The 21,900-nt window shown below is 74.3% G+C and carries 18 protein-coding genes; 9 read left to right on the forward strand and 9 right to left on the reverse strand.

Annotated features, from left to right (window positions below):
* The first annotated feature begins 44 nt into the window (after nt 1-44).
* From LG395_RS15315 to LG395_RS15325, 3 genes are read left to right on the forward strand one after another with little or no spacing between them, the layout of a single operon-like run.
* Nucleotides 45-707: a hydrolase gene (locus LG395_RS15315; protein WP_171150271.1), complete on the forward strand. Its 663-nt coding sequence runs from the start codon at nt 45-47 to the stop codon at nt 705-707.
* Nucleotides 708-758: 51 nt separating this feature from the next.
* Nucleotides 759-1,283 (forward strand): DoxX family protein, encoded by a 525-nt coding sequence (locus LG395_RS15320; protein WP_171150272.1) that lies wholly within the window; start codon nt 759-761, stop codon nt 1,281-1,283.
* A complete protein-coding gene (locus LG395_RS15325) occupies nt 1,264-2,001 on the forward strand; it encodes a YoaK family protein (RefSeq protein WP_171150273.1) in 738 nt (245 codons plus the stop codon). The genes LG395_RS15320 and LG395_RS15325 overlap by 20 nt, the downstream gene beginning before the upstream one ends.
* 72 nt (nt 2,002-2,073) lie before the next feature.
* Here the strand turns inward: LG395_RS15325 and LG395_RS15330 are convergent, their stop codons facing one another.
* Nucleotides 2,074-3,039, reverse strand: coding sequence for an AraC family transcriptional regulator (locus LG395_RS15330; protein ID WP_225810070.1), 966 nt, complete (start codon nt 3,037-3,039; stop codon nt 2,074-2,076).
* 202 nt (nt 3,040-3,241) lie between these two features.
* Between LG395_RS15330 and LG395_RS15335 the strand changes: the two genes are divergently transcribed.
* Nucleotides 3,242-4,891, forward strand: coding sequence for an MFS transporter (locus LG395_RS15335; protein ID WP_225810072.1), 1,650 nt, complete (start codon nt 3,242-3,244; stop codon nt 4,889-4,891).
* 12 nt (nt 4,892-4,903) lie between these two features.
* On the opposite strand, the gene LG395_RS15340 is transcribed toward LG395_RS15335, so the two are convergent.
* The 8 genes from LG395_RS15340 to LG395_RS15375 all read right to left on the reverse strand — a co-directional run bounded on the left by LG395_RS15340 (nt 4,904) and on the right by LG395_RS15375 (nt 14,339).
* Nucleotides 4,904-6,646 (reverse strand): pyruvate dehydrogenase, encoded by a 1,743-nt coding sequence (locus tag LG395_RS15340; RefSeq protein WP_225810074.1) that lies wholly within the window; start codon nt 6,644-6,646, stop codon nt 4,904-4,906.
* A 78-nt stretch (nt 6,647-6,724) separates the two neighbouring features.
* A complete protein-coding gene (locus LG395_RS15345; RefSeq protein ID WP_225810077.1) occupies nt 6,725-7,963 on the reverse strand; it encodes an XdhC family protein in 1,239 nt (412 codons plus the stop codon).
* A gap of 20 nt (nt 7,964-7,983) precedes the next feature.
* Entirely contained in the window at nt 7,984-8,973 is a 990-nt protein-coding gene (locus LG395_RS15350) for an amidohydrolase family protein (protein ID WP_225810078.1), read from the reverse strand.
* A gap of 65 nt (nt 8,974-9,038) precedes the next feature.
* The gene (locus LG395_RS15355; RefSeq protein WP_225810080.1) at nt 9,039-9,521 is read right to left on the reverse strand and encodes a (2Fe-2S)-binding protein; all 483 of its coding nucleotides are present in this window, start codon (nt 9,519-9,521) and stop codon (nt 9,039-9,041) included.
* Nucleotides 9,518-10,450 carry an FAD binding domain-containing protein gene (locus tag LG395_RS15360; protein ID WP_225810081.1) on the reverse strand — a complete coding sequence of 311 codons (933 nt, stop codon included), beginning with the start codon at nt 10,448-10,450 and terminating at the stop codon, nt 9,518-9,520. The genes LG395_RS15355 and LG395_RS15360 overlap by 4 nt, the downstream gene beginning before the upstream one ends.
* On the reverse strand, nt 10,447-12,723 hold the full coding sequence (locus tag LG395_RS15365) for a xanthine dehydrogenase family protein molybdopterin-binding subunit (RefSeq protein WP_225810083.1): 2,277 nt from the start codon (nt 12,721-12,723) through the stop codon (nt 10,447-10,449). Before LG395_RS15365 ends, LG395_RS15360 begins: the two co-directional genes overlap by 4 nt.
* Nucleotides 12,724-12,989: 266 nt before the next feature.
* On the reverse strand, nt 12,990-13,328 hold the full coding sequence (locus LG395_RS15370) for a GNAT family N-acetyltransferase (RefSeq protein WP_225810084.1): 339 nt from the start codon (nt 13,326-13,328) through the stop codon (nt 12,990-12,992).
* Nucleotides 13,329-13,349: 21 nt separating this feature from the next.
* Nucleotides 13,350-14,339, reverse strand: a complete 990-nt coding sequence (locus tag LG395_RS15375) for a pirin family protein (RefSeq protein ID WP_225810086.1) — start codon at nt 14,337-14,339, stop codon at nt 13,350-13,352.
* A 272-nt stretch (nt 14,340-14,611) separates the two neighbouring features.
* Here LG395_RS15375 and LG395_RS15380 point away from each other — a divergent pair, with 272 nt between their 5' ends.
* The 5 genes from LG395_RS15380 (at nt 14,612) to LG395_RS15400 (ending at nt 21,805) form a co-directional block, all read left to right on the forward strand.
* Nucleotides 14,612-15,055, forward strand: coding sequence for an SsgA family sporulation/cell division regulator (locus LG395_RS15380; protein ID WP_225810088.1), 444 nt, complete (start codon nt 14,612-14,614; stop codon nt 15,053-15,055).
* 134 nt (nt 15,056-15,189) lie between these two features.
* Nucleotides 15,190-15,765 (forward strand): Dps family protein, encoded by a 576-nt coding sequence (locus LG395_RS15385; RefSeq protein WP_030640487.1) that lies wholly within the window; start codon nt 15,190-15,192, stop codon nt 15,763-15,765.
* Nucleotides 15,766-16,882: 1,117 nt separating this feature from the next.
* On the forward strand, nt 16,883-17,734 hold the full coding sequence (locus LG395_RS15390; protein WP_225810090.1) for an NmrA/HSCARG family protein: 852 nt from the start codon (nt 16,883-16,885) through the stop codon (nt 17,732-17,734).
* 124 nt (nt 17,735-17,858) lie between these two features.
* Entirely contained in the window at nt 17,859-18,923 is a 1,065-nt protein-coding gene (locus LG395_RS15395) for a helix-turn-helix domain-containing protein (protein ID WP_225810092.1), read from the forward strand.
* A 134-nt stretch (nt 18,924-19,057) separates the two neighbouring features.
* Complete coding sequence (locus LG395_RS15400; RefSeq protein WP_225810093.1) at nt 19,058-21,805, forward strand: ATP-binding protein; 2,748 nt, start codon at nt 19,058-19,060, stop codon at nt 21,803-21,805.
* The last annotated feature ends 95 nt before the right edge of the window (nt 21,806-21,900 follow it).

Genomic DNA, 21,900 nt, shown 5'->3' on the forward strand with positions numbered 1-21,900 from the left:
GGGCACCCGTCCGCGCCGTCACCCACCCATGGAAAGGCACTCTCATGGCCGACATCGCCCAGGTCACCGCTTCCCCCAGCCCCGACCTGCTGACCCCGGACAACTGCGCGGTCCTGTTCGTGGACCACCAGCCGCAGATGTTCTTCGGCACCGGCAGCGGCGACCGGACCGCGATCATCAACGCCACCGTGGGTCTGGCGAAGGCCGCCAAGGTGTTCGACGTGCCGGTGGTGCTGAGCACCGTGGCCGCCGAGTCCTTCTCCGGTCCGATCCTGCCGCAGCTCGCGGACGTGTTCCCGGACCACGAGATCGTGGACCGCACCACGATGAACGCCTGGGAGGACACCGCGTTCGTCGAGGCCGTCAAGGCGACCGGCCGCAAGAAGCTCGTCATCGCCGGTCTGTGGACCGAGGTCTGCGTGGTGCTGCCGGTGCTCTCCGCCATCGCCCAGGGCTACGAGGTCTACGTCGTCACCGACGCGTCCGGCGGAGTCAGCCCGCAGGCCCACGAGCACGCCGTCCAGCGCATGATCCAGGGCGGCGCCGTGCCGGTCACCTGGGTGCAGGTGCTGCTGGAGCTCCAGCGTGACTGGGCCCGCGGCGAGACGTACGTGCCGGTGACGGAGGTCGTGAAGGAGCACGGCGGCACCTACGGCCTCGGCCTGGTGTACGCCCAGACCTTCATCGGCGGCCACGCGGCCGGCTGACCCCCTCCCAGGACGGCGATCAAGGACTGAGTCAGGAACAGGCAGGAAGAGATGGACGCGGGACTGCTGGTCCTCCGGGTGGTGGCGGGACTCCTCGTCACCGGCCACGGGGTGCAGAAGGTGAGCTTCCGGCTCGGGGGCCACGGCTTGGCAGGCGGAACCGAGGAGTTCCGGCACGACGGGTTCCGTGGGGGCCGGCTGACCGCGGTCGTCGCGGGCGCCAGCCAGATCGGGGCCGGCCTGTTCCTGACCGCCGGTCTGCTCACTCCCCTGGCGGCGATGGCCGCCATGGGCGTGATGACGGTCGCGGGCACCGTCAAGTGGCCCAAGGGCCTGTGGGTGCAGAATGACGGCTACGAGTACCCCCTGGTCCTCGTGGTCGTCTCCGCGGCGCTGGCCCTCACGGGGCCCGGCGCGTGGTCCCTCGACCACGCGCTCGGCGTCACGCCGTGGCCGGTGTGGGTCGCGGTCGCCGTCATCGTGATCGGCCCGGCGAGCGGGCTGCTGACCCGGCTGGTGCTGCACCGCCCGGCCCCGGCTCCGGAAGGAAAGACCCATGCGCAGCCTGCTGACTGACGCGGCCCACACGCTGGTCCCGCCCAAGGGCGACCGGCACGGCCCGCTGCCTCCCCTGATGCTCGCCCTGACCGTGGTCACCGGTCTGGTCGACGCGGTGAGCTACCTGGCGCTGGGCCACGTCTTCGTCGCCAACATGACGGGCAACGTGGTGTTCCTCGGCTTCGCCCTGGCGGGCGCCCAGACCCTGTCCGTGCTCGCCTCCGTCGTCGCGCTGGCGGCCTTTCTCACCGGCGCGCTGACCGGCGGCCGGCTGGGGACCCTGTTCGCGGGGCACCGCGGGAACCTGCTGAAGACGGCCACCGCCGCGCAGACGGTGCTGGTCGCCGTCACCGTCGCCGTCACGGCGGTCGCCGCCGGCCGGGTCACCACCGGCGTCGAGTACACGTTGATCGTGTGCCTCGGGCTCGCCATGGGGCTGCAGAACGCGGTCGCCCGGCGCCTGGGCGTGCCCGACCTCACCACGACCGTGCTGACGCTGACCCTCACCGGTCTGGCCGCGGACTCGCCGGCGGCGGGCGGTGCGGCGCCGAGGCCCGGCCGCCGGATCCTGTCCGTGCTGGCCATGCTGCTCGGCGCCCTCGTCGGCGCCGAACTCGTCCTGCACGGGCACCTCGTGTCCACCCTGGTGCTGTGCCTGCTGCTCCTGGCGGTCACCTCCGTGCTGACCCACCGTCTGTCGGCCGGCGATCCCGTGTGGACCCGGCCGCCGTCCTGACGGCGGGCCACGGTGCGGACGGAGGTCCCCCGCCCGAGGGAAGCCGTCCGGACGCGAGCCGTCCGGACGGCTTCACCGCACGGTCCCCCGGTCGCCCCGCCCGGCGAACTCCCGCCATTCGCTGGGCGACATGCCGTAGGTGGCGCGGAAGACCCGGCTGAAGTGGGTGGGGCTCGCGAAGCCCCAGCGGTGCGCGACGGCCGCGATGGTCAGGTTGTCCGCCGAACGCAGGGTGAGGACGCGCCGGCACTCGGCCAGCCGCCGGCGCTGGATCAGCCGGCCGACCGTCGTGCCCTCCTCCCGGAACAGCTTGTGCAGGTAGCGGACGGAGATGTGGTGCGCGCGGGCGATCGTCTCCGGGGACAGGTCCGTGTCGCTGAGCCGCAGGTCGATGAAGTCCAGGATGTCCGACATCAGCGGTGCCCGGGTGTCCGGCCGCCGTCCTCGCGCCTCGTCGGCCAGGTGTTCGCCGGCCAGGGTGGACAGCAGGCTCACGGCGTTCCAGGCGAGCATGTCGCCGACCGCGGACGGGGCCACCGCCGCCGTGTCGGCGAAGTCGGACAGGAACGGCGAGAGCAGGGCGCCCAGCCGGGACGCCGGGGTGACCGGGGCGCGTGTGAGGCGGGGCACGTCCGACCGGGCCAGGCCGAGCAGGTGCCGCGAGAGCAGGAACACCTTCAGGCGGGCAGCGCGCGGGAAGTCCAGCGGCGGGGGCTGGTGCACGTCGTAGAAGCAGATGTCGCCGGGGCCGAGGAGGAGGTCCGTGGCGGGCTGCCGCACGGGTAAGGCGCCGCCGGTGCCGCGCAGTCCCACGAAGAGGTACTCGCCGCTCTCCCGGGCGGTCAGCCGCCGCAGGGGTGCCGTGGGACCCGGCGGCCGGCCGGGCGTCCCCTCCCGGGGCAGGCGTGCGGGCACCGCGTCCCCGATGGCGATGTCCAGGCCCATGGGCATCCGCCACACCCTGCTGCCCGGTGACGTGCCGGCCGTGGCCGTGCCGGCCGTGTGCCTGCCGATGAGGGATGTGCCTGTGCGGGACATGAACCGCCCTTGCCTCCGAACCGTTGCCGTGTTTGAAGCGGCCGCACCGGGGAAGCCGCAGTCGGCTCCGCTTCGCCGGGAGCGTAGGCCGCTGGATGTGCGAAAAGAGTGACAAGACAGTGACCGGGGGCTGCGCTGCCGGATCACAGCCCATGCGCTCGTGGTCAAGAGCCGCGCGGCGGCGGCCCCTACTGTCCCGGACATGAGCAGCCCCTCTTCAGCCTCCGCACCCGCCGCGACCGACTCCCCCTGGGCGCCGCTCGCGGCGCGCGTCTTCCGGGCCCTGTGGATCGCCCAGCTGGTCTCGAACATCGGCAGCTGGATGCAGACCGTGGGCGCACAGTGGCTGCTGGTCGGGCACGGTGCCGCGCTGGTGACGCTGGTGCAGACCGCCGCCGGTCTCCCCGTGGTCCTGCTGGCCCTGCCCGCAGGGGTGGTCGCCGACCGCTTCGACCGGCGCTCGGTGCTGCTGGCCGCGCAGTTCGCGATGCTCGCCGTGTCCGGTGTGCTGGCCGTGCTGGCGTTCCTGGACGCCCTGACGCCGGCGGTGCTGCTCGTGCTCACGTTCCTGCTGGGCTGCGGCACCGCGCTGATGGGCCCGGCGTGGCAGGCGATCCAGCCGGAACTGGTGGAGCGCCGGCGGCTCGGTCAGGCGGCGGCGCTGGGCGCGGTGAACGTGAACCTGGCCCGGGCCGTCGGCCCGGCCCTCGGCGGGGCGGTGGTCGCGGCGGCGGGCGCGGGCTGGGTGTTCGCCTTCAACGCGGCCTCCTACCTGGGCATCGCGGCCGTCCTCGTGGCGTGGCGGCGCCCGCCGGCCACCGTGACCCCTTCCGGCGACGGCGGTCTGCTGGCGGCCCTGTACGCCGGGCGCCGGTATGTGTGGAACGCGCCCGGTGTGCGCCGGGTGCTGCTGCGCACACTGCTGTTCATCCCCGGCGGTGCCGCGCTGTGGGCGCTGCTGCCGCTGACCGCGAGCCGCGTCCTCGGCCTGGGCTCGGGCGGGTACGGGCTGCTGCTGGCCGCGGTGGGCGTGGGGGCCGTGGCGGGGGCGTTCGCGCTGCCGCGTGTGCGTGCCCTGCTGGGTGCCAACGGCACGCTCGCCGCGGGCGCCCTGGTGTTCGCCGGCGTGCTCGCGGTGCTGGCGACCGTCCGCACACCCTGGCTGGTCGCGCTCGCCCTGCTGCCGGCGGGACTCGCCTGGATCGCGGTGCTGTCGACCCTGAACGCGGCCGTGCAGACGCGGCTGCCCGGCTGGGTCAGGGCGCGTGGCCTCGCGGTGTACCTGCTGGTCTTCCAGGGCGGTCAGGCGCTCGCGGCACCGCTGTGGGGCGCGGTCGCCGACTGGGTGGGGCTCAGCGCGTGTCTGCTGGTCGCGGGCGCGGTGATGCTGCTCGGCGCGGCCAGTGTGCGCCGGTGGCCGCTGTACGACGCCGAGGGCATCAACCCCACGCCGTCCGACCACTGGCCGGCCCCTCCCCTGGTGTTCGAGCCCGGGGAGGCCGACGGACCGGTCCTGGTCTCCGTCGTGTACCGCGTCCCCGAGGAGAACCGGGTCGCGTTCACGCACCGCATGCGCCAGGTCGCCCGCTCCCGGCGCCGTACGGGCGCCCTGTCCTGGGGGCTGTACCAGGACGGCAACGACCCGGCGCGCTTCGTGGAGAACTACCTGGTCGGCTCCTGGGCGGAACACCTCGCCCAGCACCACGTCCGGTGGACGGACACCGACCGGCGGCGCGAGGAGCAGGCCCGTGAGCTGCTCGCGCCGGGGACGGTGCCCGAGGTGACCCATGCCTTCGACACCGCGGCGGGGCCGGCCGTACCGGCCGGGTCCGGCCCCGCGCTCGCCGGGTAGGGCCGCGCCGGGTCAGGGGCGGGGGATGTTGCGGAGGTTGGCCCGGGCCAGGTGGACCATGCGGCCGACGCCCCCGCTCAGGACGGTCCGGCTCGCGGACAGGGCGAACCCGATGAGCTGCTCGGTGGTGATCTTGGGCGGTACGGCCAGGGCGGCGGGATCGGTGACGACGTCCACCAGTGCGGGCCCGTCGTGCGCGAACGCCTCGCGCAGCGCGTCCCGGACCTGGCCGGGCTGCTCCACCCGGATGCCGCGCGCTCCGGCGGCCGTGGCGATGGCGGCGTAGTCGGCGTGCGGGTAGGTCGTGCCGTGCGGGGGCAGGCCGTCGACCATCATCTCCAGGTCGACCATGCCGAGGGAGGAGTTGTTGAAGACGACCACCTTGACCGGCAGGTCGTACTGGACGAGCGTGAGGAAGTCGCCCATGAGCATGGAGAACCCGCCGTCGCCGGAGAGCGAGACGACCTGCCGGCCACGGTCGAGGAACTGGGCGCCGATGGCCTGGGGCAGCGCGTTGGCCATGGAACCGTGCACGAAGGAGCCGAGGATGCGGCGGCGGCCGTTGGGGGTGAGGTAACGCGCCGCCCACACGCAGCACATGCCGGTGTCGACGGTGAACACGGCGTCGTCGGCGGCCTCCTCGTCGAGCACCGAGGCCACGTACTCGGGGTGGATGGGGGTGTGCCGGTCGACGTCGCGCGTGTAGGCGCCGACGGCGCCTTCGAGGGCGTGCGCGTGCCGTTCCAGCATCCGGTCGAGGAAGCGGCGCGACCGCTTCTCCCGCACCGCGGGCGTCAGGCACCGCAGGGTCTCGCGGACGTCTCCCCAGACGGCGAAGTCGAGCTGGGTGCGCCGGCCGAGCCGCTCGGGCTGCACGTCGACCTGCACGGTGCGCACGTGGCGGGGCAGGAAGTCGGTGTACGGGAAGTCGGTGCCGAGGAGGACGAGCAGGTCGCACTCGTGCATGGCCTCGTAGGCGGCGCCGTAGCCGAGCAGTCCGGACATGCCGACGTCGTACGGGTTGTCGTACTGGATGTGTTCCTTGCCGCGCAGGGCGTGGCCGACCGGGGCCTTGACCTTCCCGGCGAACTCCATCACCTCGGCGTGGGCTCCGGCGACGCCCCGGCCGCAGAACACCATGACGCGTTCGGCGCCGTCCACCAGTTCGGTGAGCCGGGCGATCTCGTGGTCGCTGGGGCGGATGGCGGGCAGGTCCAGGGGCATGGCGAGTTCGGGTGCCGCGTCCGGGGAGTCCTCGGCGGCGGTGTCACCGGACAGGGCGACGACCGAGACCCCGCGCCGGCCGACGGCGTGCTGGATGGCCGTCTGCACCACGCGGGGCATCTGACGGGGTGAGGAGATCAGCTCGGAGTAGTGGCTGCACTCGGCGAACAGCCGGTCGGGGTGGGTCTCCTGGAAGTAGCCGGTGCCGATCTCGCCGCTGGGTATGTGGGCGGCCAGCGCCAGCACGGGCGCCATCGAGCGGTGGGCGTCGTACAGGCCGTTGATCAGATGGAGGTTGCCGGGCCCGCAGGATCCGGCGCAGGCCGCGAGCCGTCCGGTGAGCTGGGCCTCCGCTCCGGCGGCGAACGCGGCGACCTCCTCGTGGCGCACCTGGATCCACTCGACGTCGGCGTGCCGCCGGACCGCGTCGACGACGGGATTCAGGCTGTCTCCGACCACGCCGTACATGCGGCGCACGCCGGCGCGCGCCATGAGGTCGACGTACTGTTCGGCGATGGTCTGCTTGGCCATGGCTCTCCTCGGGTTCGGGCCTTGCGGCACGACCCTCCGGGCGGGGGCACGGAGGGCCTGCCTCGCGCCCGGCCCACGCTAGTGAGCGCGCAGCGCCGCCGTTGTCCGTCCGCGCACGGGATCGGTTCCGGCAGCGCACCGGGCGCCGGCGGCGCCGGGACGGTCCGCTGCCCCGGCCGGGTGGATGGGGCCGTTCAGCAGGGAGAGCGGGCGGGCGGTGCGGCCGGAGCGGACGGCGACGAGTTCCGCGGCGAAGGAGACGGCGGTCTCCTCGGGGGTCGACGCGCCGAGGTCGAGGCCGAGGGGCGCGTGCAGCCGCGCGAGGGCGTCGGGCGACACGCCGGCCGCGGCGAGGTCCTCCCGCCTGCGTGCCTGGACGCGGCGGGAGCCGAGTGCCCCGACGTAGGCCAGGGGGCGGCCGAGGGCTTCGGTGAGGACGGGGACGTCGAACTTGGCGTCGTGCGTCATCACGCACACCACGGTCCGGTGGTCGGTCCGCGTGGCCGCCAGGTACCGGTGGGGCCAGTCGACCACGACCTCGTCGGCGTCCGGGAAACGCTCGGGTGTGGTGAAGGGTGCCCGGGCGTCGCAGACCGTGACGTGGTAGCCGAGGAGGGCGCCGATGCGGCTCACCGCGGCGGCGTGGGCATTGGCGCCGAACACCAGCAGCCGGGGCGGCGGGGCCCAGGACTCGAACAGCACGCGCGGGGCCCGTGACCCGTGCGGCGCGCCGGCGTCGTGGGAACGGTCCGCACCGGCCTCGTACCTGCGTGACGCGTCGGCCTCGTACGTCCGTACGGTGGTGCCGTCCCGGTCGAGCAGGCGGCGGGCGTCGGCGAGGACGGCGATGTCCAGGGCGGGATCGCCGGTGCTGCCCAGGTGGCCGTCCTGCCACACGGCGACGGAGCCGGCACCCGCGTCCGCACCCGGCAGCACGCGCGCCACGACGACCGGGCGCCGCGCCGCCGCGGCCAGGTGGGCGGCGGCGAGGACCCGTGCCGTGCCGTGGTCCACGGCCTGGACGAGGACGTCGATCTCGCCTCCGCACATCAGCCCCACGGCGAACGCGTCGTCGTCGGCGTATCCGAAGGACACGCACCGCGCCTGCCCCGAGTCCAGCACTTCCCGGGCCAGGTCGTAGACGGCGCCTTCGACGCAGCCTCCCGACACACTGCCGAGGGCCGTGCCGTCCTCGTGGACGCAGAGCGCCGCTCCGGTGCGCAGCGGCGCGCTGCCCCGGACGGCGACCACGCTCGCGAGGGCGCAGCGCGCTCCGGCGGCCTGCCACTCCAGCAGGCGGGGCGCCAGGTCTCGCATGGGATGTCTCCGATCTGCCATCAGCTGTCGTTCGCGGGGGTCAGCCCGAGGAACCGGCGGCCGTTCGCCTCGAGCGCCGCGGCGTCGATGCCGTGCGCCGACGGGAAGCCGACCGGGTCCGGCTGGGCCATGTCGAAGGGGTAGTCGCTGCCGCAGACGATGCGGTCGGGCGAGGCGTGGGCCCGCAGCAGCGTGAGGGCCTCGGGGTCGTGGGTGACCGTGTCGAAGTAGAGCAGGCCGAAGGACTCCGCCGGGGGCCGGCCGCTGCCGCGGCGCACGTCCTCGCGGGTGCGCCAGCCGTGTCCCCAGCGGCCCAGCAGCGCGGGCGCGCAGCCGCCGCCGTGGACGAAGCAGATCCGCAGGCCGGGGAGTTCCTCCAGGACGCCGCCGAGCAGGACCCCGGCCACGGCGGTCGTGCTCTCCACCGGGTTGCCGACGAGGTTGACCAGGTAATGGTGGTCCCATTCGGGGCGCGGCAGCTGCATCGGGTGGACGAGGACGGACAGGCCCAGTTCGGCGGCGATGCCGAGGATCTGCCGGGGGACGCCCCGGTCGTAGGAGCGGCCGTCGACCACGGGCGGGACGGCGATGCCCGCGATGCCGTCGGCGGCGGCGAGCCGGGTCAGTTCCCTGCGGGCGGCGTCGGCGTCGTCCAGCCGGACCAGTCCGAGTCCGACGAGGGTGCCGTCCGTGCGGGAGACGGCGTCGGCGAGCTGTTCGTTGTAGGCGGCGACGTAGTCGTCGGCCTCGGCGGGGGCGTGCACGGGGAAGGCGAAGGGGGGTGCGGAGATGACGCGCGCGCCGAGTCCGGCCTTCAGGGTGTCGGCGACGATGGTGTCGACGTCGGTCATCGCGGTGGTCGGGAACGACAGCGGGACGTCGCCCAGGAAGAGTTCGCCGTCGCGGTCGTTCATGCCGCCGAGCGGGTTCCCGGGCGGCAGGGGGAGCAGGTCGCGGGGCAGCCAGTGGGCGTGCACGTCGATCACTCCGGCGCGGATGTCGCCGTTCATGTGTGTCTCCTCGGTCGGTCCTGGGCCGCGCCTCGCGGGAGCGGTCCTTATGGGGCCGGCGGGTGTCAGGCGGTGGTCTCCCGCTGTTCCCGGGCCGCGCGGGCGATGGCGCGCCGGATGGATTCGTAGCCGGTGCACCGGCAGATGTTGGAGCCGACGACGCCTTCGACGGCCTCGGGCTTGTCGGCGAGGTCGGGGTCGGCGTCGAGCGCTCCGGCGGCCACCATGAGGAAGCCCGGGGTGCAGAAGCCGCACTGGAGCGCGTGCTCGGCGGAGAACGCCCGTTGCAGCGGGTGGGGTTCGCCGTCGGGCCCGGCGAGCCCCTCGACCGTGCGGACCGAGCGGCCGTCGCACTGTACGGCGAGCACCAGACAGGCGCGGACCGCCTCGCCGTCGATGAGCACGCTGCACGCCCCGCAGACGCCGTGTTCGCAGCCCAGGTGGGTCCCCGTGAGGCCCAGGTCGTCGCGGAGGACGTCGGCGAGCAGGCGGCGGGGTTCGACGTCGAGGGCGTGCGCGGTGCCGTTCACGGTGAGCGTGATCTTCATCGGGGGCCTCCCTGTCGTGGGGCGAGACGCGGGCGCAGGTCCGTCGCCGCCTCGGTGAGCGTCCTGCCGACCAGGACGGCGATGGCCTGCCGCTTGTACTCCACGTCGGCGTACGGTTCGGCGACGGGTGCGGCGTCCTGCTGGGCGGCGGCCCGGCCGGCGCGGGCGAAGGGATGGCCGTCGGGGAGCCGGGACCCCTCGGGGAGCGGTGCGAAGCCGGTGCCGATCAGCGTCTGTTCGGCGGCGCGGGCCCGCAGGGGGCGGTCGGCGGCGTTGACCAGCCCGATGCGTGCGTCGCTGATCACGCCGTCGGTCACGGTGAGGGCCGCCGCGACCGCGACCTGGGCGAAGCAGAAGTGGGTGCGGCGGTGTTCGACGAAGCCGACGCCGGTGTTCCCGCCGAGCAGCGGCAGGCGTACGGCGGTGATCAGCTCCTGCGGCCGGCGCGCGGTGCGGTACGGCCCGAGGAAGTAGTTCCGCGCGGGGATGGAGCGGGCACCGTCGGGACCGGTGACCTCGACGGTGGCGTCGAGGGCGACGCCGATGGCGCACCACTCCGAGGCGGGGTGGGCCCAGCCGTAGCTGCCGGCCATGGTGCCGCGGGAACGGATGGGCGGGTGGGCGATGTTGACGACGGCCCGGGACAGCAGGGTGCCGAGCGGGCCGGGGACGGCACCGGCCCGCTCGAAGGCCGCGTGCCGGACGAGGGCGCCGACGCGCAGTTCGTCACCGTCGACGCGCATGCCGTCGAGTTCCGCGATGCGGTTGATGTCGACGACGAGCTGCGGCCGGACGCGTTGCAGGTGCATCTCCAGGATCAGGCTCTGCCCTCCGGCGAGCACCTGGGCCGCGCGGCCGGTGTCGCCGAGCGCCTGGACGGCCTCGGCGACCGTGCGGGGGACGGCGTAGTCGAAGGACGCGGGTTTCACCGGACACCTTCCTCGTGCTTGGGGGCGCGGGCCGCCCGCCAGACGCTGTCCGGCGTGAGCGGCATCTGGAGCAGGTCGGGGTCGGCGACGCGCAGGGCGTCGGCCACGGCGTTGACGATGGCGGCCGGGGTGCCGATGCAGCCCGACTCGCCCGCCCCCTTGGCGCCCAGCGGGGTGCCGGGGCCGGGGGTGCAGGTGTCCTTGATCTCGATGGGCGGGATCTCCGTGTACGTGGGCAGCAGGTAGTCCAGGAATCCGTTCGCCAGGTGGGGTACGCCGTCCGCGTCGAACGTCATGCCTTCGTAGAGGGCCTGGCCGATGCCCTGCACGGCGGATCCGTACGCCTGTCCGTGCACCACGGTGGGGTCGAGGACCACTCCGCAGTCGTCCACGGCCACCAGCCGCAGGACGTTGACGGTCCCGAGGTCGGGGTCCACCTCGGTCACGGCGACGTGCGCGCCGAACGGGAAGGCCATCCCGGCCTCGTAGCGGGTCTCGACGCGCAGCGGCCCGGTTGCCCCGACCAGTTCGGCCAGGCCCAGGACGGCCGGGCCGCCGGAGGTCGCGTGCACGGCGCCGTCGGCCCACGCGACCTCGTCGGCCGGCAGGTCCCACAGCCGGGCCGCCCGCTCGCGGGCCTGCTCGACCAGGAGGCGGGCCGCCTGCTGGAACATCGCGCCGTCGACCTGTGCCGACCGGCTGGCGAAGGAGCCGAGTCCTTCGGGCTGCTCGTCCGTGTCGCCCTCGACCAGACGGACCCGCGCCTCGGGGATGCCGAGGGCCTTGGCGACGAGTGCCGGGAACACCGTCTCGTGCCCCTGGCCGCTGGGGGCGGCGCCGCAGCGGGCGGTGACGGTGCCGTCCTCGTGGACCTCCAGGCTGCCGAACTCGTGCAGTCCGCCGGGTTCGCCGCCGGAGCGCTCCACGTAGCAGGAGACGCCGATGCCGAGCGGCAGCGCGTCCGGGTCGCCGCGGCGGCGGGCCTGCTCCGCGCGCCACTTGTCGTAGCCGACGGTCTCCAGCGCGAGGTCCAGTGCGGCGGCGTAGTTCCCGCTGTCGTAGCGGCGGCCGGTGGGGGTGTCGTACGGGAAGGCGTCGGGCGGGATGAAGTTGCGCCGCCGCAGCTCGACCGGGTCGATGCCGAGCCGCCGGGCGAGCAGGTCCATGGTGCGCTCGATGGCGATGGCGGCCTCGGGGCGTCCGGCGCCGCGGTAGGGGTAGGTCACCATGGTGTTGGTGAGCACCGAGCGCAGGGTCGCGTGGACGTGCGGGGTGGTGTACGCGCCGGGCGCCATCCAGGCCGTCTGCATGGGCAGTCCCACGCCGAGGTGCGGATAGGCGCCGACGTCCGCGTTGATCGTCAACTCGTAGGCGAGCAGGCGCCCTTCGGCGTCGGCGGCGAGCCGGACTGTCTGGTCCTGGCCCCGGCCGCGGGTGGCGACGAGCATGGACTCCAGGCGGTCCTCGATCCAGCGCACGGGCCGGCCGAGCGTGACGGCCAGGTAGGCGACGACCACGAACTCGGGGAAGGCGGCGCTCTTGGAGCCGAAGGCGCCTCCGGTGTCCGGTACGACGACCCGGACACGGTCGGCGGACCAGCCGAGCAGCGCGGCGAGTTCGCGGCGCAGCCGGTGCGGCATCTGGTGGCCCGACCACACGGTCAGCCGGTCCCCCTCGGGCACGGCGAGGATCGTGCGGCACTCCATGGGGCTGGGCATGAGCAGCTGCTGCCGGTAGGTGGCCTCGGCCACGGCGGCGGCGTCCTGCCAGACGGCCGGGTCGACGGGTGCGCCGGCCTCGCCCCGCAGGGCGGTGTTGCTGAGGCCGTCGAACAGGCGGACGGAGTCGTCCAGCGCCGCGGACGGTGTCACCACGGCGGGCAGCGGATCGATCACGGCGGTGACCTCGGCCGCCCCGTCCTCGGCCCGGTAGCGGTCCTCGCCGAGGACCACCGCCAGCGCCTCGCCCGGATAGCGCACCCGGTCCTTGACGAGCGCCGGCCACTCGCGGCCCGCGACGGCCTCCTGCGTGGACAGCCGGGCGAGCAGGGTGTGCGGGACCGGTGGCAGGTCCGGCAGGTCCGCGGCCGACCAGGCGCCCACGACACCGGGCACGTCACGCGCCGCGGCACAGTCCACGCTCCGCAGCGAGCCGTGGGCGAGCTTGCTTCTCACAAATGCGGCGTCCAGGCAGCCGGGCACCCGGATATCGGCGACGTACCGGCCTTTCCCGGTGAGCAGCCGTTCGTCCTCGCGCCTTGTCCATCGCTCCACGACAACACCTCGTTCGTGTGGTGGCGGGAATTGACCGGGCGACGGCCGTATCCGAATGCGAAGGTGTGCGGGATATGCGGCCCGTCGCCGCGTGGGCGTTCGCGGGGAACGCCACGCCGGTGGAATTCGACTGCCTGGACACTAACCGCGGAGGCGTCCGCGGGGCGAGGGGAACACGGGCGGTGTGCGCTGTGGGGCCAGAGCCGGTGCGCTGGACGGACAGCCGGCCGCCGGCCCTGGACGGGCGGGCGGCCGGGGGCGGCCGGTCAGCCCAGTTCGGTCTCCAGCCACCGCAGGACGTCGGGCGTCACGGGGTCGACGAGGTCGGCGAACTCCTCGTGCCGCTTGAGGAACTTCGCCACGTACGGGCAGACGGGAACGATCCGCTTCCCGGATTCCCTGACGTCGGTGAGGGCCTCCTGGACCAGCCGGGAGGCCAGGCCCTGTCCGGCGAAGGCGTCGTCGATCTCGGTGTGGTAGAAGACGCGCTGCGCGTCGCGGTCGCGGTAGGCGGTCAGCCCGGCACGCTTGCCGTCGACGTGTATCTCGTAGCGGTTCCTGGCGTCCACACGCTCGACGACCGGGGTGGCGGAAGGCTGGCTCATGGGATGCCTTTCGGATGGGCGTCAGTGACGCGGCGGATTCCTGCGCGGGGTGATGGTGGCATTCGGCAGGACGGGGGCGGGAAGACGGTCTCCCGGATATCCTTCGACGGCGCCGAAGCGGTCGGAGGAGTTCTGCCAGTCCTCGCGGGCCCTGACGATATCCTCGTGGCTCCGGCCGATGAAATTCCACCACATGACGATCTCCTCCTCGAAAGGCGTTCCGCCGAGGAGGACCGTCCGCGCGATGTCGTCCGACGCGTTGGTCAGGGTCAGCGTGCCGGGCCCGGGGTGCACGTAGCCCAGCTCGGCCGGCTTCAGCAGGACGTCGGCGAGGCGGACGGCGCCCTGGTCGACCAGGAGACCGTGCTCGAAGCCGGGGTCCACGGCGAGCGTGAGCGACGCGTGCGGCTCGAGGACGATCTCGGCGCCGAGCAGGGGCGTGAAGGCCGGCACCGGGGAGGTACTGCCGGCGAGGGAGCCGAGGAAGACCCGGATCTCGGCGCCGCCGGTCCGTACGGGCTCGGGGACGTGGTGGCGGAAGTCCCGTGCGGTGGCGCGGTGCTCCTCCGGCAGCGCCACCCAGAGCTGGACGCCGTGCAGGACGGTGGTGCGCGGGGTGGAGACCTCGGAGTGGCTGATGCCGTACCCGCCGGTCATGAGGTTCAGCTCGCCGGGCCGTACCAGGGCGTGGCTGCCCAGGCTGTCGCGGTGCTCGATCTCCCCGCTGAAGAGCCAGCTCACCGTCTGCAGCCCGGTGTGGGGGTGCGGGGCGACGTCCATGCCGCCGGTCTCGGCGACGTCGTCGGGGCCGTAGTGGTCGGCGAAGCACCAGGCGCCGATCAGGGTCCGGGCGCGCTGCGGCAGGGTGCGCCGTACGGTCATCGCGCGCGGGCCGCCCAGGGGGACGTCGCGCGGGGTCAGCACGTCGACCCGGGGGGTCCCGGCCGGCGGCCCGCCGTCCGCCTCGGTGCCGCAGCGCACTTCGGCGGGCTCCGTCTCGACATTGCTCATCGGGATCACCTCTCCACCCAGTAATTGTTTTACATTCAACCATCATCCGGCCGGACCTGCCCGGGCACCAGGCGGACCGGGTCCCGGCTGCCCCGCGGACCGTCCGCGCAGGAGGCGCGCGGGGTGCGCGCGGGGTGCTTCTTCTTCGGACAACAACCCGTGCGCTCGTCGGCAAGCCACTCCCCGGGTCCCGCCGTACCGTCGTCAGCACCCCGGCCCCTCAGGGCACGGGCCGACACACCGAACCGAACCGTCGCAGACAGGGGGACGGCATGAGAAACGATTCTGCCGGGGCCGCGGACGAGGACCCGATCGTATGCAAGACCAGCGTCCACGTCACCGTGGCCGACGAACTGCCGATACCGGTACCGGCCGAACTCCGGTACTCCGCGGCGGATCCGTACGCCGTCCGCCTGTCCCTGGGCGCCCCCTCCGCGCTCTGCGTCGAGTGGGTCTTCGCCCGGTCGCTCCTCGCCCAGGGGCTGCGCCGGCCCGCCGGGGCCGGGGACGTGGTGGTCTACCCGCGGCACCAGGGCCGGCCGGGCTCGATCCGCGTCCTGCTCCGGACGCGCGCCGGATCGGCGCTCCTGGAGCTGGCGAGCGCCTCCGTCACGGCCTTCCTGCACCGCACCGAGGTACTGGTGCCGCCCGGCACCGAGCACCGCCACATCGACCTCGACCGTGTCGTGGAACAGCTCACGGCCGGCAGCGAGTGACCCTCCGGACGTGCCGCGGGTTCCGCGCGGTGCGCTGACGAGCACCAACGCGTGCGCTCCCGGGCAACGCGCCTGCCGCCACGGCACCTAGCGTCGACCTCGTACGCAAGCACGCCATCCGCAGGAGGCACGTCATGACCACCGGTACCCAGCCCCCGAGCAGCCAGCCCTGGCTGCACCAGAAGGGCGCGGTCATCCAGGAGTTCGGAACCGTCAAGCAGTTCCCCATCGCCCTGTCCTACGAGGCGCGCATGTACTCCTGCCAGCGCCTGAACAAGGTGCTGGCCGACACCCAGATCCTCTACGGCCTCTACAAGAAGCACCACTGGATCATGCGGGGCGCGACCTTCTACCAGCTGCACCTGCTGCTGGACAAGCACGCCGGCGAGCAGCTGGAACTGGTCGACACCCTCGCCGAGCGCGTCCAGACCCTGGGCGGCGTCGCGGTGGGCGACCCCCGGCACGTCGCCGAGATCACGTCGATCCCGCGCCCGCCGGACGGTGTGGAGGAGGTCCCGGCGATGCTCTCGCGGCTCCTGGAGGCCCACGAGACCATCCTGACCGAGGCCCACGACGCCGCCGCCCGCACCGCCGAGCTGGGTGACGACGGCACCAACGACCTGCTGGTGTCCCAGATCATCCGCACCGGCGAACTGCAGGCCTGGTTCCTGGCCGAGCACCTGGTGGACACCCCGCTCGTCCGCTCCTGAGCCCGGCGGAGACCACCCACGGCGGAACGGGCGGCGCGTCCGACTGCGACCCCGCCCGCCCCGCCGCCACGCCGCGCGGACTGCGCCGGCAGAAGCACACCACCGCCGGGCACCGCGACCCGGCGGGGCGTCGCTCGCGACGGCCGTCCGCCAGAATCGCGCGCCCGGTGCCGGGCACACCGGCCCCGGCGGGGGGCGGAGGCTCCGGGGGGGGCGGAACCGCCTGCCGGCCCCGGCCACCACAGCGAACCCGCCCTGCGAACGCGCTCGTCCGCGCCGGCGTCCATCCCCGCCGACGGAGCAGACCCGTTCCGGCACGGGAACGGAAGCTCGATGGCCCATCCCGGGCCGGACCCGCCGTACCGGGCGATCGCCGCTCACGGCGGCTTCGGCAGGGCGGCAAGAGCACCACGGGCGGCGCCTCCTGCTGGCCCGGCCACCACAGCGAACCCGCCCTGCGAACGCGCTCGGCCCCGGCGGCGTCCATCCCCGCCGACGGAGCAGACCCGTTCCGGCACGGGAACGGAAGCTCGATGGCCCATCCCGGGTCGGACCCGCCGTACCGGGCGATCGCCGCTCACGGCGGCTTCGGCAGGGCGGCAAGAGCACCACGGGCGGCGCCGCCTGCCGGCCCCGGCCACCACAGCCGGCCCGCCCCGCGCTCGGCCCCGCTGGCGTCCATCCCCGCCAACCGAACACCCACCCACTTCCACGACGCGAAGCGCTCGATCGCCGTCCCGGTCCGGACCCGCCGTACCAGCCGACGCTGCGCACGGCAGCCACGGCAACGGCGGTGGTCGTGCCCGGCACCGGCCGCACCGGACCCGGCGGGAGGGCGGACACACCACGGGCGCGGCCGACGTCCCGGGCAGGCAGGCGGCCGTTCGCCGCCGTGGCCGCGGCACCCGGCCGGCCGGTGACCCTGATGGCCGCCGTCCGTGCCGGGCGGCACCCCCGGCCGCCACGGACCGGGCACCGGCCGAGGTCGTCCGCCCCGGGGACGGTCCACGTCACCCGCGCGCCGTGACGCCGGCTACGGCGGGCCGGGGTGGAAGGTGGCCGGGGCGGCGCGCTCCGGCCGACGCCCATCACCACGTACGAGAGAGGGAGATCCCCGATGAACGACCAACCGGTTCTGGTGCTCGCGGCGACCGGAGGACAGGGCGGCGCGGTGACCGACGCGCTGCTGGGCCGCCGGGCGCGGGTCCGCGCGCTGGTCCGTGACCCGGGCCGCGGCTCCGCCCGGGAACTGGCCGAGCGGGGCGTCGAGGTGGTGGCGGGATCGCTGAGCGACCGGGCGTCGCTGGCCTCCGCGATGAGGGGGGTGGCGGGCGTCTTCGCCTTCACCACCCCCTTCGAGGCCGGGGTCGACGCGGAGGTGGAGCAGGGGCGGGCCATCCTCGCCGCCGCGACGGACGCACGCGTTGCCCATCTCGTGTTCAGCTCCGTGGCGGGGGCCGACCAGGACAGCGGGGTGCCGCACTTCGAGAGCAAGGCCCGCATCGAGGCGGAGCTGGCCGCCGGCGACGTGCCGTACACGATCCTGGGGCCGACCTACTTCTTCGACAACGCGCTGGGCGGAGCGGAGCGCATCCTGGACGGCGTCCTCGATCTTCCGCTGCCGCCCGACCGGCCGCTGCAGCAGCTCGCCCGTCCGGACCTCGGCGCGTTCGCGGCCCAGGTGCTGCTCGACCCCGCCCCCTACACCGGGCGGCGCATCGAGCTGGCCGGCGACGCGCCCACCCCCGCCCAGATGGCGGCCGCGCTCGGCGCGGCGCTCGGGCGGGAGGTCCGGCACGAACGCGTCCCGCTGGAGGCGATCGGCAATCCCGACATGCACGCCATGTGGGCCTTCCTGAACGGACCCGGCTACCGCGTCGACATCCCTGCCCTGCACGCCGCCCACCCCGAGGTCCGCTGGACCTCCTTCGCGGACTGGGCACGCCGCGCCTGGACGGGGGCCCGCTGAACGGGCCGGCCCGAGAACGGCTCGTCGTCCCGTACTCCTGATCTCACGCGTTCACGCGATGTGGTCATCCGGCCACCCTGACACGCTGCGTTTTCGAAAGCGCAACGGCCGAAGGGCGGAGATCATGTCGTCGGATCCCTCGACACCGGACCCAGGGACCTCGGGCACCCTCTACACCACGAAGACGGTTCCCGCCCACCGGCGGCGGGCGTACTGGCGCGAGGCCCTGTCCCAGACGTTCGGCGCCGTGGACATGGGCGTTCCCGACGAGGTCGACCGCGGCACGATCCGTACGGCGGCACTGGGCGCGGTGCAGACCGTCACGGTGGACGGCGATCCGCTGCGGGCGCACCGCACCCGGCGGCTCATCGCGGGCAGCGACAACGACGACTACGTCGTGGTGAAGCTGCTCTGCGGAGGCGCCGCCCGCATCGAACAGGACGACCGTGAGGCCCACGTGCGTCCGGGGCAGCTCTTCGTCTACGACATGGCGCGGCCCGTCCGGCTGACCCTCCCCGAGCGCTTCCGGACGAAGTCCCTGGTGCTGCCCCGGGAGGTGCTGGGCCTGAGCGAGCCGGACCTGCGGCAGATCACGGCGGCCCCGCTCGGCTCCGAATCGGCGGTCGGCGGCCTGCTGACCCCGCTCCTGTCCCGGCTCGTGGACAGCGCGGCGAGCTATCCGCAGCGGACGGGCGAGCTGATCGCCCGCAATGTGGTGGACCTGGTGCAGACCCTGGCCGAGGAGCGGCTCGGCAGGGGAGCCGAGGACTCGGCGAGCGGCGCGCGGACGTCGCTGGTCCGGATCCGGGCGTACATCGACCGGCACCTCGCGCACCCGGAGCTGTCGCCGGACTCCATCGCGCGGGCCCACCACATCTCCGTGCGCTACCTGCACAAGCTGTTCGAGCTGGAGGACATCACCGTCAGCCGGTGGATCCAGCAGCGCCGGCTGGAGCACTGCCGTCGCGACCTGGCCCGCCGGGACACGGCGCACCTGACCGTCGCCGCGGTGGCGCACCGCTGGGGCTTCACCAGCGCCTCCCACTTCAGCCGGGTGTTCCGGGCCGCCTACGGGACCTCCCCCGCCGCGTGGCGCGACTCCGCCCTGCGTCCGCGGGCCGCGTCGCTCCGGGGCGGGACGCCCGTACACCCCGCTTCGCTGCCGGTCGCACCGGCCGTGCCGGCCTGAGCCGGCCGGATGAGCCCAGCAGTGAGCGGGGTCACGCGTCGTCGCCTTCCCACAATGCGCTGAGCTGCCGTTTTTGCCATAGTAGGGCCCTGGGGCGCCGGCCCGACCGGCGCGTGCGGACGGGGAGGGCTCAGGTGGCGGGGTCAGGCGGACCGCTGTCGCGCAGCGGGCTGCGTGGCCGGGAGGCCGAACTGGACGTGCTGCGGGCACTGATCGACTCGGTGGGCCGCACCGGCGGCGGCGCGCTCGCCGTGCTCCGCGGCGAACCGGGCATCGGCAAGACCACGCTCCTGACCGAAGCCGTCACCCGTGCGCGGGCGGCGGGGTTCTGCGTCGGTCTCGGCAAGGCCGACGAGCTGCACCACCTCGTACCGCTGTCGTCGTTGGCGACCTGCGTCCTGCACGGCGACCGGCCGCTGCTGTCCGGCGAGGCGCTGATCGACCTCACCCGCCGGCACGACCAGCGGATCTGGCTGGTGGAGCGGCTCGCGGAGGCGATCGAGGAGCGGGCCGGCGGCACGCCGCTGCTGATCGCCCTGGACGACGTGCAGTGGGCCGACCCGCTGAGCCGGTTCGCCCTGAAGCAGTTGCCCGGCCGGCTGCGCACCTCCCCCGTGCTGTGGCTGCTGGCCGAACGGCAGGGCGTGGGCGGACCGGCGCAGGAGATCGCCGCGGCCGTGGCGGACGAGCTCCCGGTGCGCACCCTGTCCCTGGGTCCGCTGTCCGGCGCGGCCATCGGCCAGCTGGCCGATGACACCCTGGGGGCGGCCGTCGGCGAGCGGGTGCGCGAGCTGCTCGCCGGGGCGGGCGGGAACCCGTTCCTGGCCGTCGAGATGCTCGCGGGGCTGCGGACCTCCGACGTCTCGGATGAACCCGTGCCCCCGGGGCTGGTGGTGGGCGTCCGCGGCAGGCTCGGCTCGCTGCACCCGGACACGCTGCGCTTCCTGCAGATGGGAGCGGTCCTGGGCCGCCGTTTCGGCTTCCAGGACGCCGCCGCGCTCTGTGGCCGGCCGTCGGTCGCGCTGCTCCCGGCGCTGGAGGAGGCCGTGCGCGCGGGGCTTCTGGACGACGACGGCGACCGGCTCGTCTTCCGGCACGACCTGCTGCGCCAGGCGGTCTACGTGGACGTCCCGCCCTCCGTCCGGAAGGTGCTGCACCGGGAGGCCGCGGGGCGGCTCGTCGCCGCGGGCCACCAGCCGATCGACGTGGTGTCGCACATCCTCAGGGGCGCCCAGCCGGGAGACGAGGAGGCGGTCGCGCTGCTCAGGCGTGCCGCCGCCGACGTGCTGCCGGTCACGCCGGGCCTCGCGGCCGACCTGCTCCAGCGCGCCCTGGACCTGGTGCCGCCGGCACGGCCGCTGTGGTTCGCCGTGGGTGAGCAGGCGATCGTGTCCCTGACCCGGGCCGGCCGGAACCGTGAGGCGCTCGCGACCGGGGACCGGCTCCTGGCGTACCGGCCGCCCATGGAGACGTTCGGCCGGCTCCACGCCGCCCTCGGCGGCACGCTGTGGAACCTTGACCTCGCCGACGAGCTGCGCCGCCGCACCGAGGCGGCCCTCGCGGTCGGCGGCGCGGCCCCGGAGGTGGAGGCGCGGCTGGCCGGTCTGCGCGCGCTGGCGCTGTCCCGGGCGCAGGACCTGGCACCGGCGCGGGAGGCCGGCGAGGAGGCGCTGCGTGCCGCCGTGGCGACGGGTGACCGGGAGGCCCATGTCCAGGCCCTGTTCGCGCTCGGGGAGACCGCGCTCAACGCGGGGGAGAACGCCCTCGCGCTGGAACGCTTCACCGCGCTCAGCGCCGTCGACCCCGCCTTCTTCCCCGAGGAGATCGTCGCGTACCAGCACATGGACGACTTCGTCACCAGCGGGCGGCTGCTGGCGAGGGCGGCGGACGAATCGGGCGGGATACGTGAGGCGATGCTGCTGTGGGCACAGGGACAGCAGCATCTGGAGCTGGGCCGGCTGGACGACGCGGAGGCCGACTTCGTGACGATGGAGCGCCTCGAGGAGGAGGTCCAGGCGCACGTCCAGCAGGTGAACGGCCGGGTGATCCGCTCCCGGATCGCCCTGCTGCGCGGTGACCGGGAGGCCGCGCGGCAGCACCTGGCCGAGGCGCGGAAGCGGCTGGCGGTCAAGCCGAACCCGGGCAACACGGCCGCGGTGCGCTTCCTGGAAGCGGTCCACGCGGAGGCCGACGGGGACGCCGGACGCGCCGTCGACCGGGTCCGGCAGGTGCAGCGGGAGGGGCCCTTCCTGCGCTGGCGGCTGTTGCGCACGTGGGTCGGCACCGCGATCCGCGTGGCCCTGCGCGGCGCGGACCGGGCGCTCGCCGAGGACCTGGCCGGGCAGGCCGAGGCCCATGCCGCGCGCAATCCGACGGTGCCCACCGCCACGGGTCTCGCGGCGCGCGCCCGAGGGCTGGTGTCCGACGATCTGCCTCTGCTGGAACGTTCCGTCGCCCTGCTCGGGGAGAGCCCTCGCCCGCTGGTCCGGGCCGCGGCCTCCGCCGACTTCGGACGGGCGCTCCTGGCGGCGGGCCGGCGGGACGAGGCGGTGGCGGCCCTGACCGGGGCCCAGGACGCGTTCACCGCGGCGGGAGCGCACGCCGTGGCGGCCCACGTCCAGCGCGATCTGCGGCGTGCGGGGGCCGGCGGACGGCGTACGGGGGACGGGCAGCGTCCCGTCCAGGGCTGGCAGGCCCTGACCGCCTCGGAGAAGAAGGTCGCGCGGCTGATCGCCGAGGGGCACAGCAACCGCGCGGCCGCGGAGTTGCTCGTCGTCTCCCCGCACACCGTCAACACGCACCTGACGTCCGCCTTCCGCAAGCTGTCGGTCAATTCCCGGGTGCAGCTGGCCAACCTGGTCATGGCCTTGCCCGACGAGTGAGCGGTTCCTGGTACGTTCGCGCGATGCCGACGCGACCCGGATGGGCTTGGCTGGACGCCTCCACCCCCCACCGGAGGTCACCGAGGTGCCCGGAC

It is taken from the genome of Streptomyces spinosus (assembly GCF_020400655.1).
Taxonomy (GTDB): Bacteria; Actinomycetota; Actinomycetes; order Streptomycetales; family Streptomycetaceae; genus Streptomyces; species Streptomyces argyrophylli.

Coding starts and splice junctions, on each gene's coding strand:
- LG395_RS15355 (WP_225810080.1), bottom strand. CDS start 9,521: ATGAAGATCACGCTCACCGTGAACGGCACCGCGCACGCCCTCGACGTC.
- LG395_RS15320 (WP_171150272.1), top strand. CDS start 759: ATGGACGCGGGACTGCTGGTCCTCCGGGTGGTGGCGGGACTCCTCGTC.
- LG395_RS15350 (WP_225810078.1), bottom strand. CDS start 8,973: ATGAACGGCGACATCCGCGCCGGAGTGATCGACGTGCACGCCCACTGG.
- LG395_RS15325 (WP_171150273.1), top strand. CDS start 1,264: ATGCGCAGCCTGCTGACTGACGCGGCCCACACGCTGGTCCCGCCCAAG.
- LG395_RS15315 (WP_171150271.1), top strand. CDS start 45: ATGGCCGACATCGCCCAGGTCACCGCTTCCCCCAGCCCCGACCTGCTG.
- LG395_RS15370 (WP_225810084.1), bottom strand. CDS start 13,328: ATGAGCCAGCCTTCCGCCACCCCGGTCGTCGAGCGTGTGGACGCCAGG.
- LG395_RS15385 (WP_030640487.1), top strand. CDS start 15,190: ATGACCACCGGTACCCAGCCCCCGAGCAGCCAGCCCTGGCTGCACCAG.
- LG395_RS15395 (WP_225810092.1), top strand. CDS start 17,859: ATGTCGTCGGATCCCTCGACACCGGACCCAGGGACCTCGGGCACCCTC.
- LG395_RS15390 (WP_225810090.1), top strand. CDS start 16,883: ATGAACGACCAACCGGTTCTGGTGCTCGCGGCGACCGGAGGACAGGGC.
- LG395_RS15340 (WP_225810074.1), bottom strand. CDS start 6,646: ATGGCCAAGCAGACCATCGCCGAACAGTACGTCGACCTCATGGCGCGC.
- LG395_RS15380 (WP_225810088.1), top strand. CDS start 14,612: ATGAGAAACGATTCTGCCGGGGCCGCGGACGAGGACCCGATCGTATGC.
- LG395_RS15335 (WP_225810072.1), top strand. CDS start 3,242: ATGAGCAGCCCCTCTTCAGCCTCCGCACCCGCCGCGACCGACTCCCCC.
- LG395_RS15345 (WP_225810077.1), bottom strand. CDS start 7,963: ATGCGAGACCTGGCGCCCCGCCTGCTGGAGTGGCAGGCCGCCGGAGCG.
- LG395_RS15330 (WP_225810070.1), bottom strand. CDS start 3,039: ATGTCCCGCACAGGCACATCCCTCATCGGCAGGCACACGGCCGGCACG.
- LG395_RS15375 (WP_225810086.1), bottom strand. CDS start 14,339: ATGAGCAATGTCGAGACGGAGCCCGCCGAAGTGCGCTGCGGCACCGAG.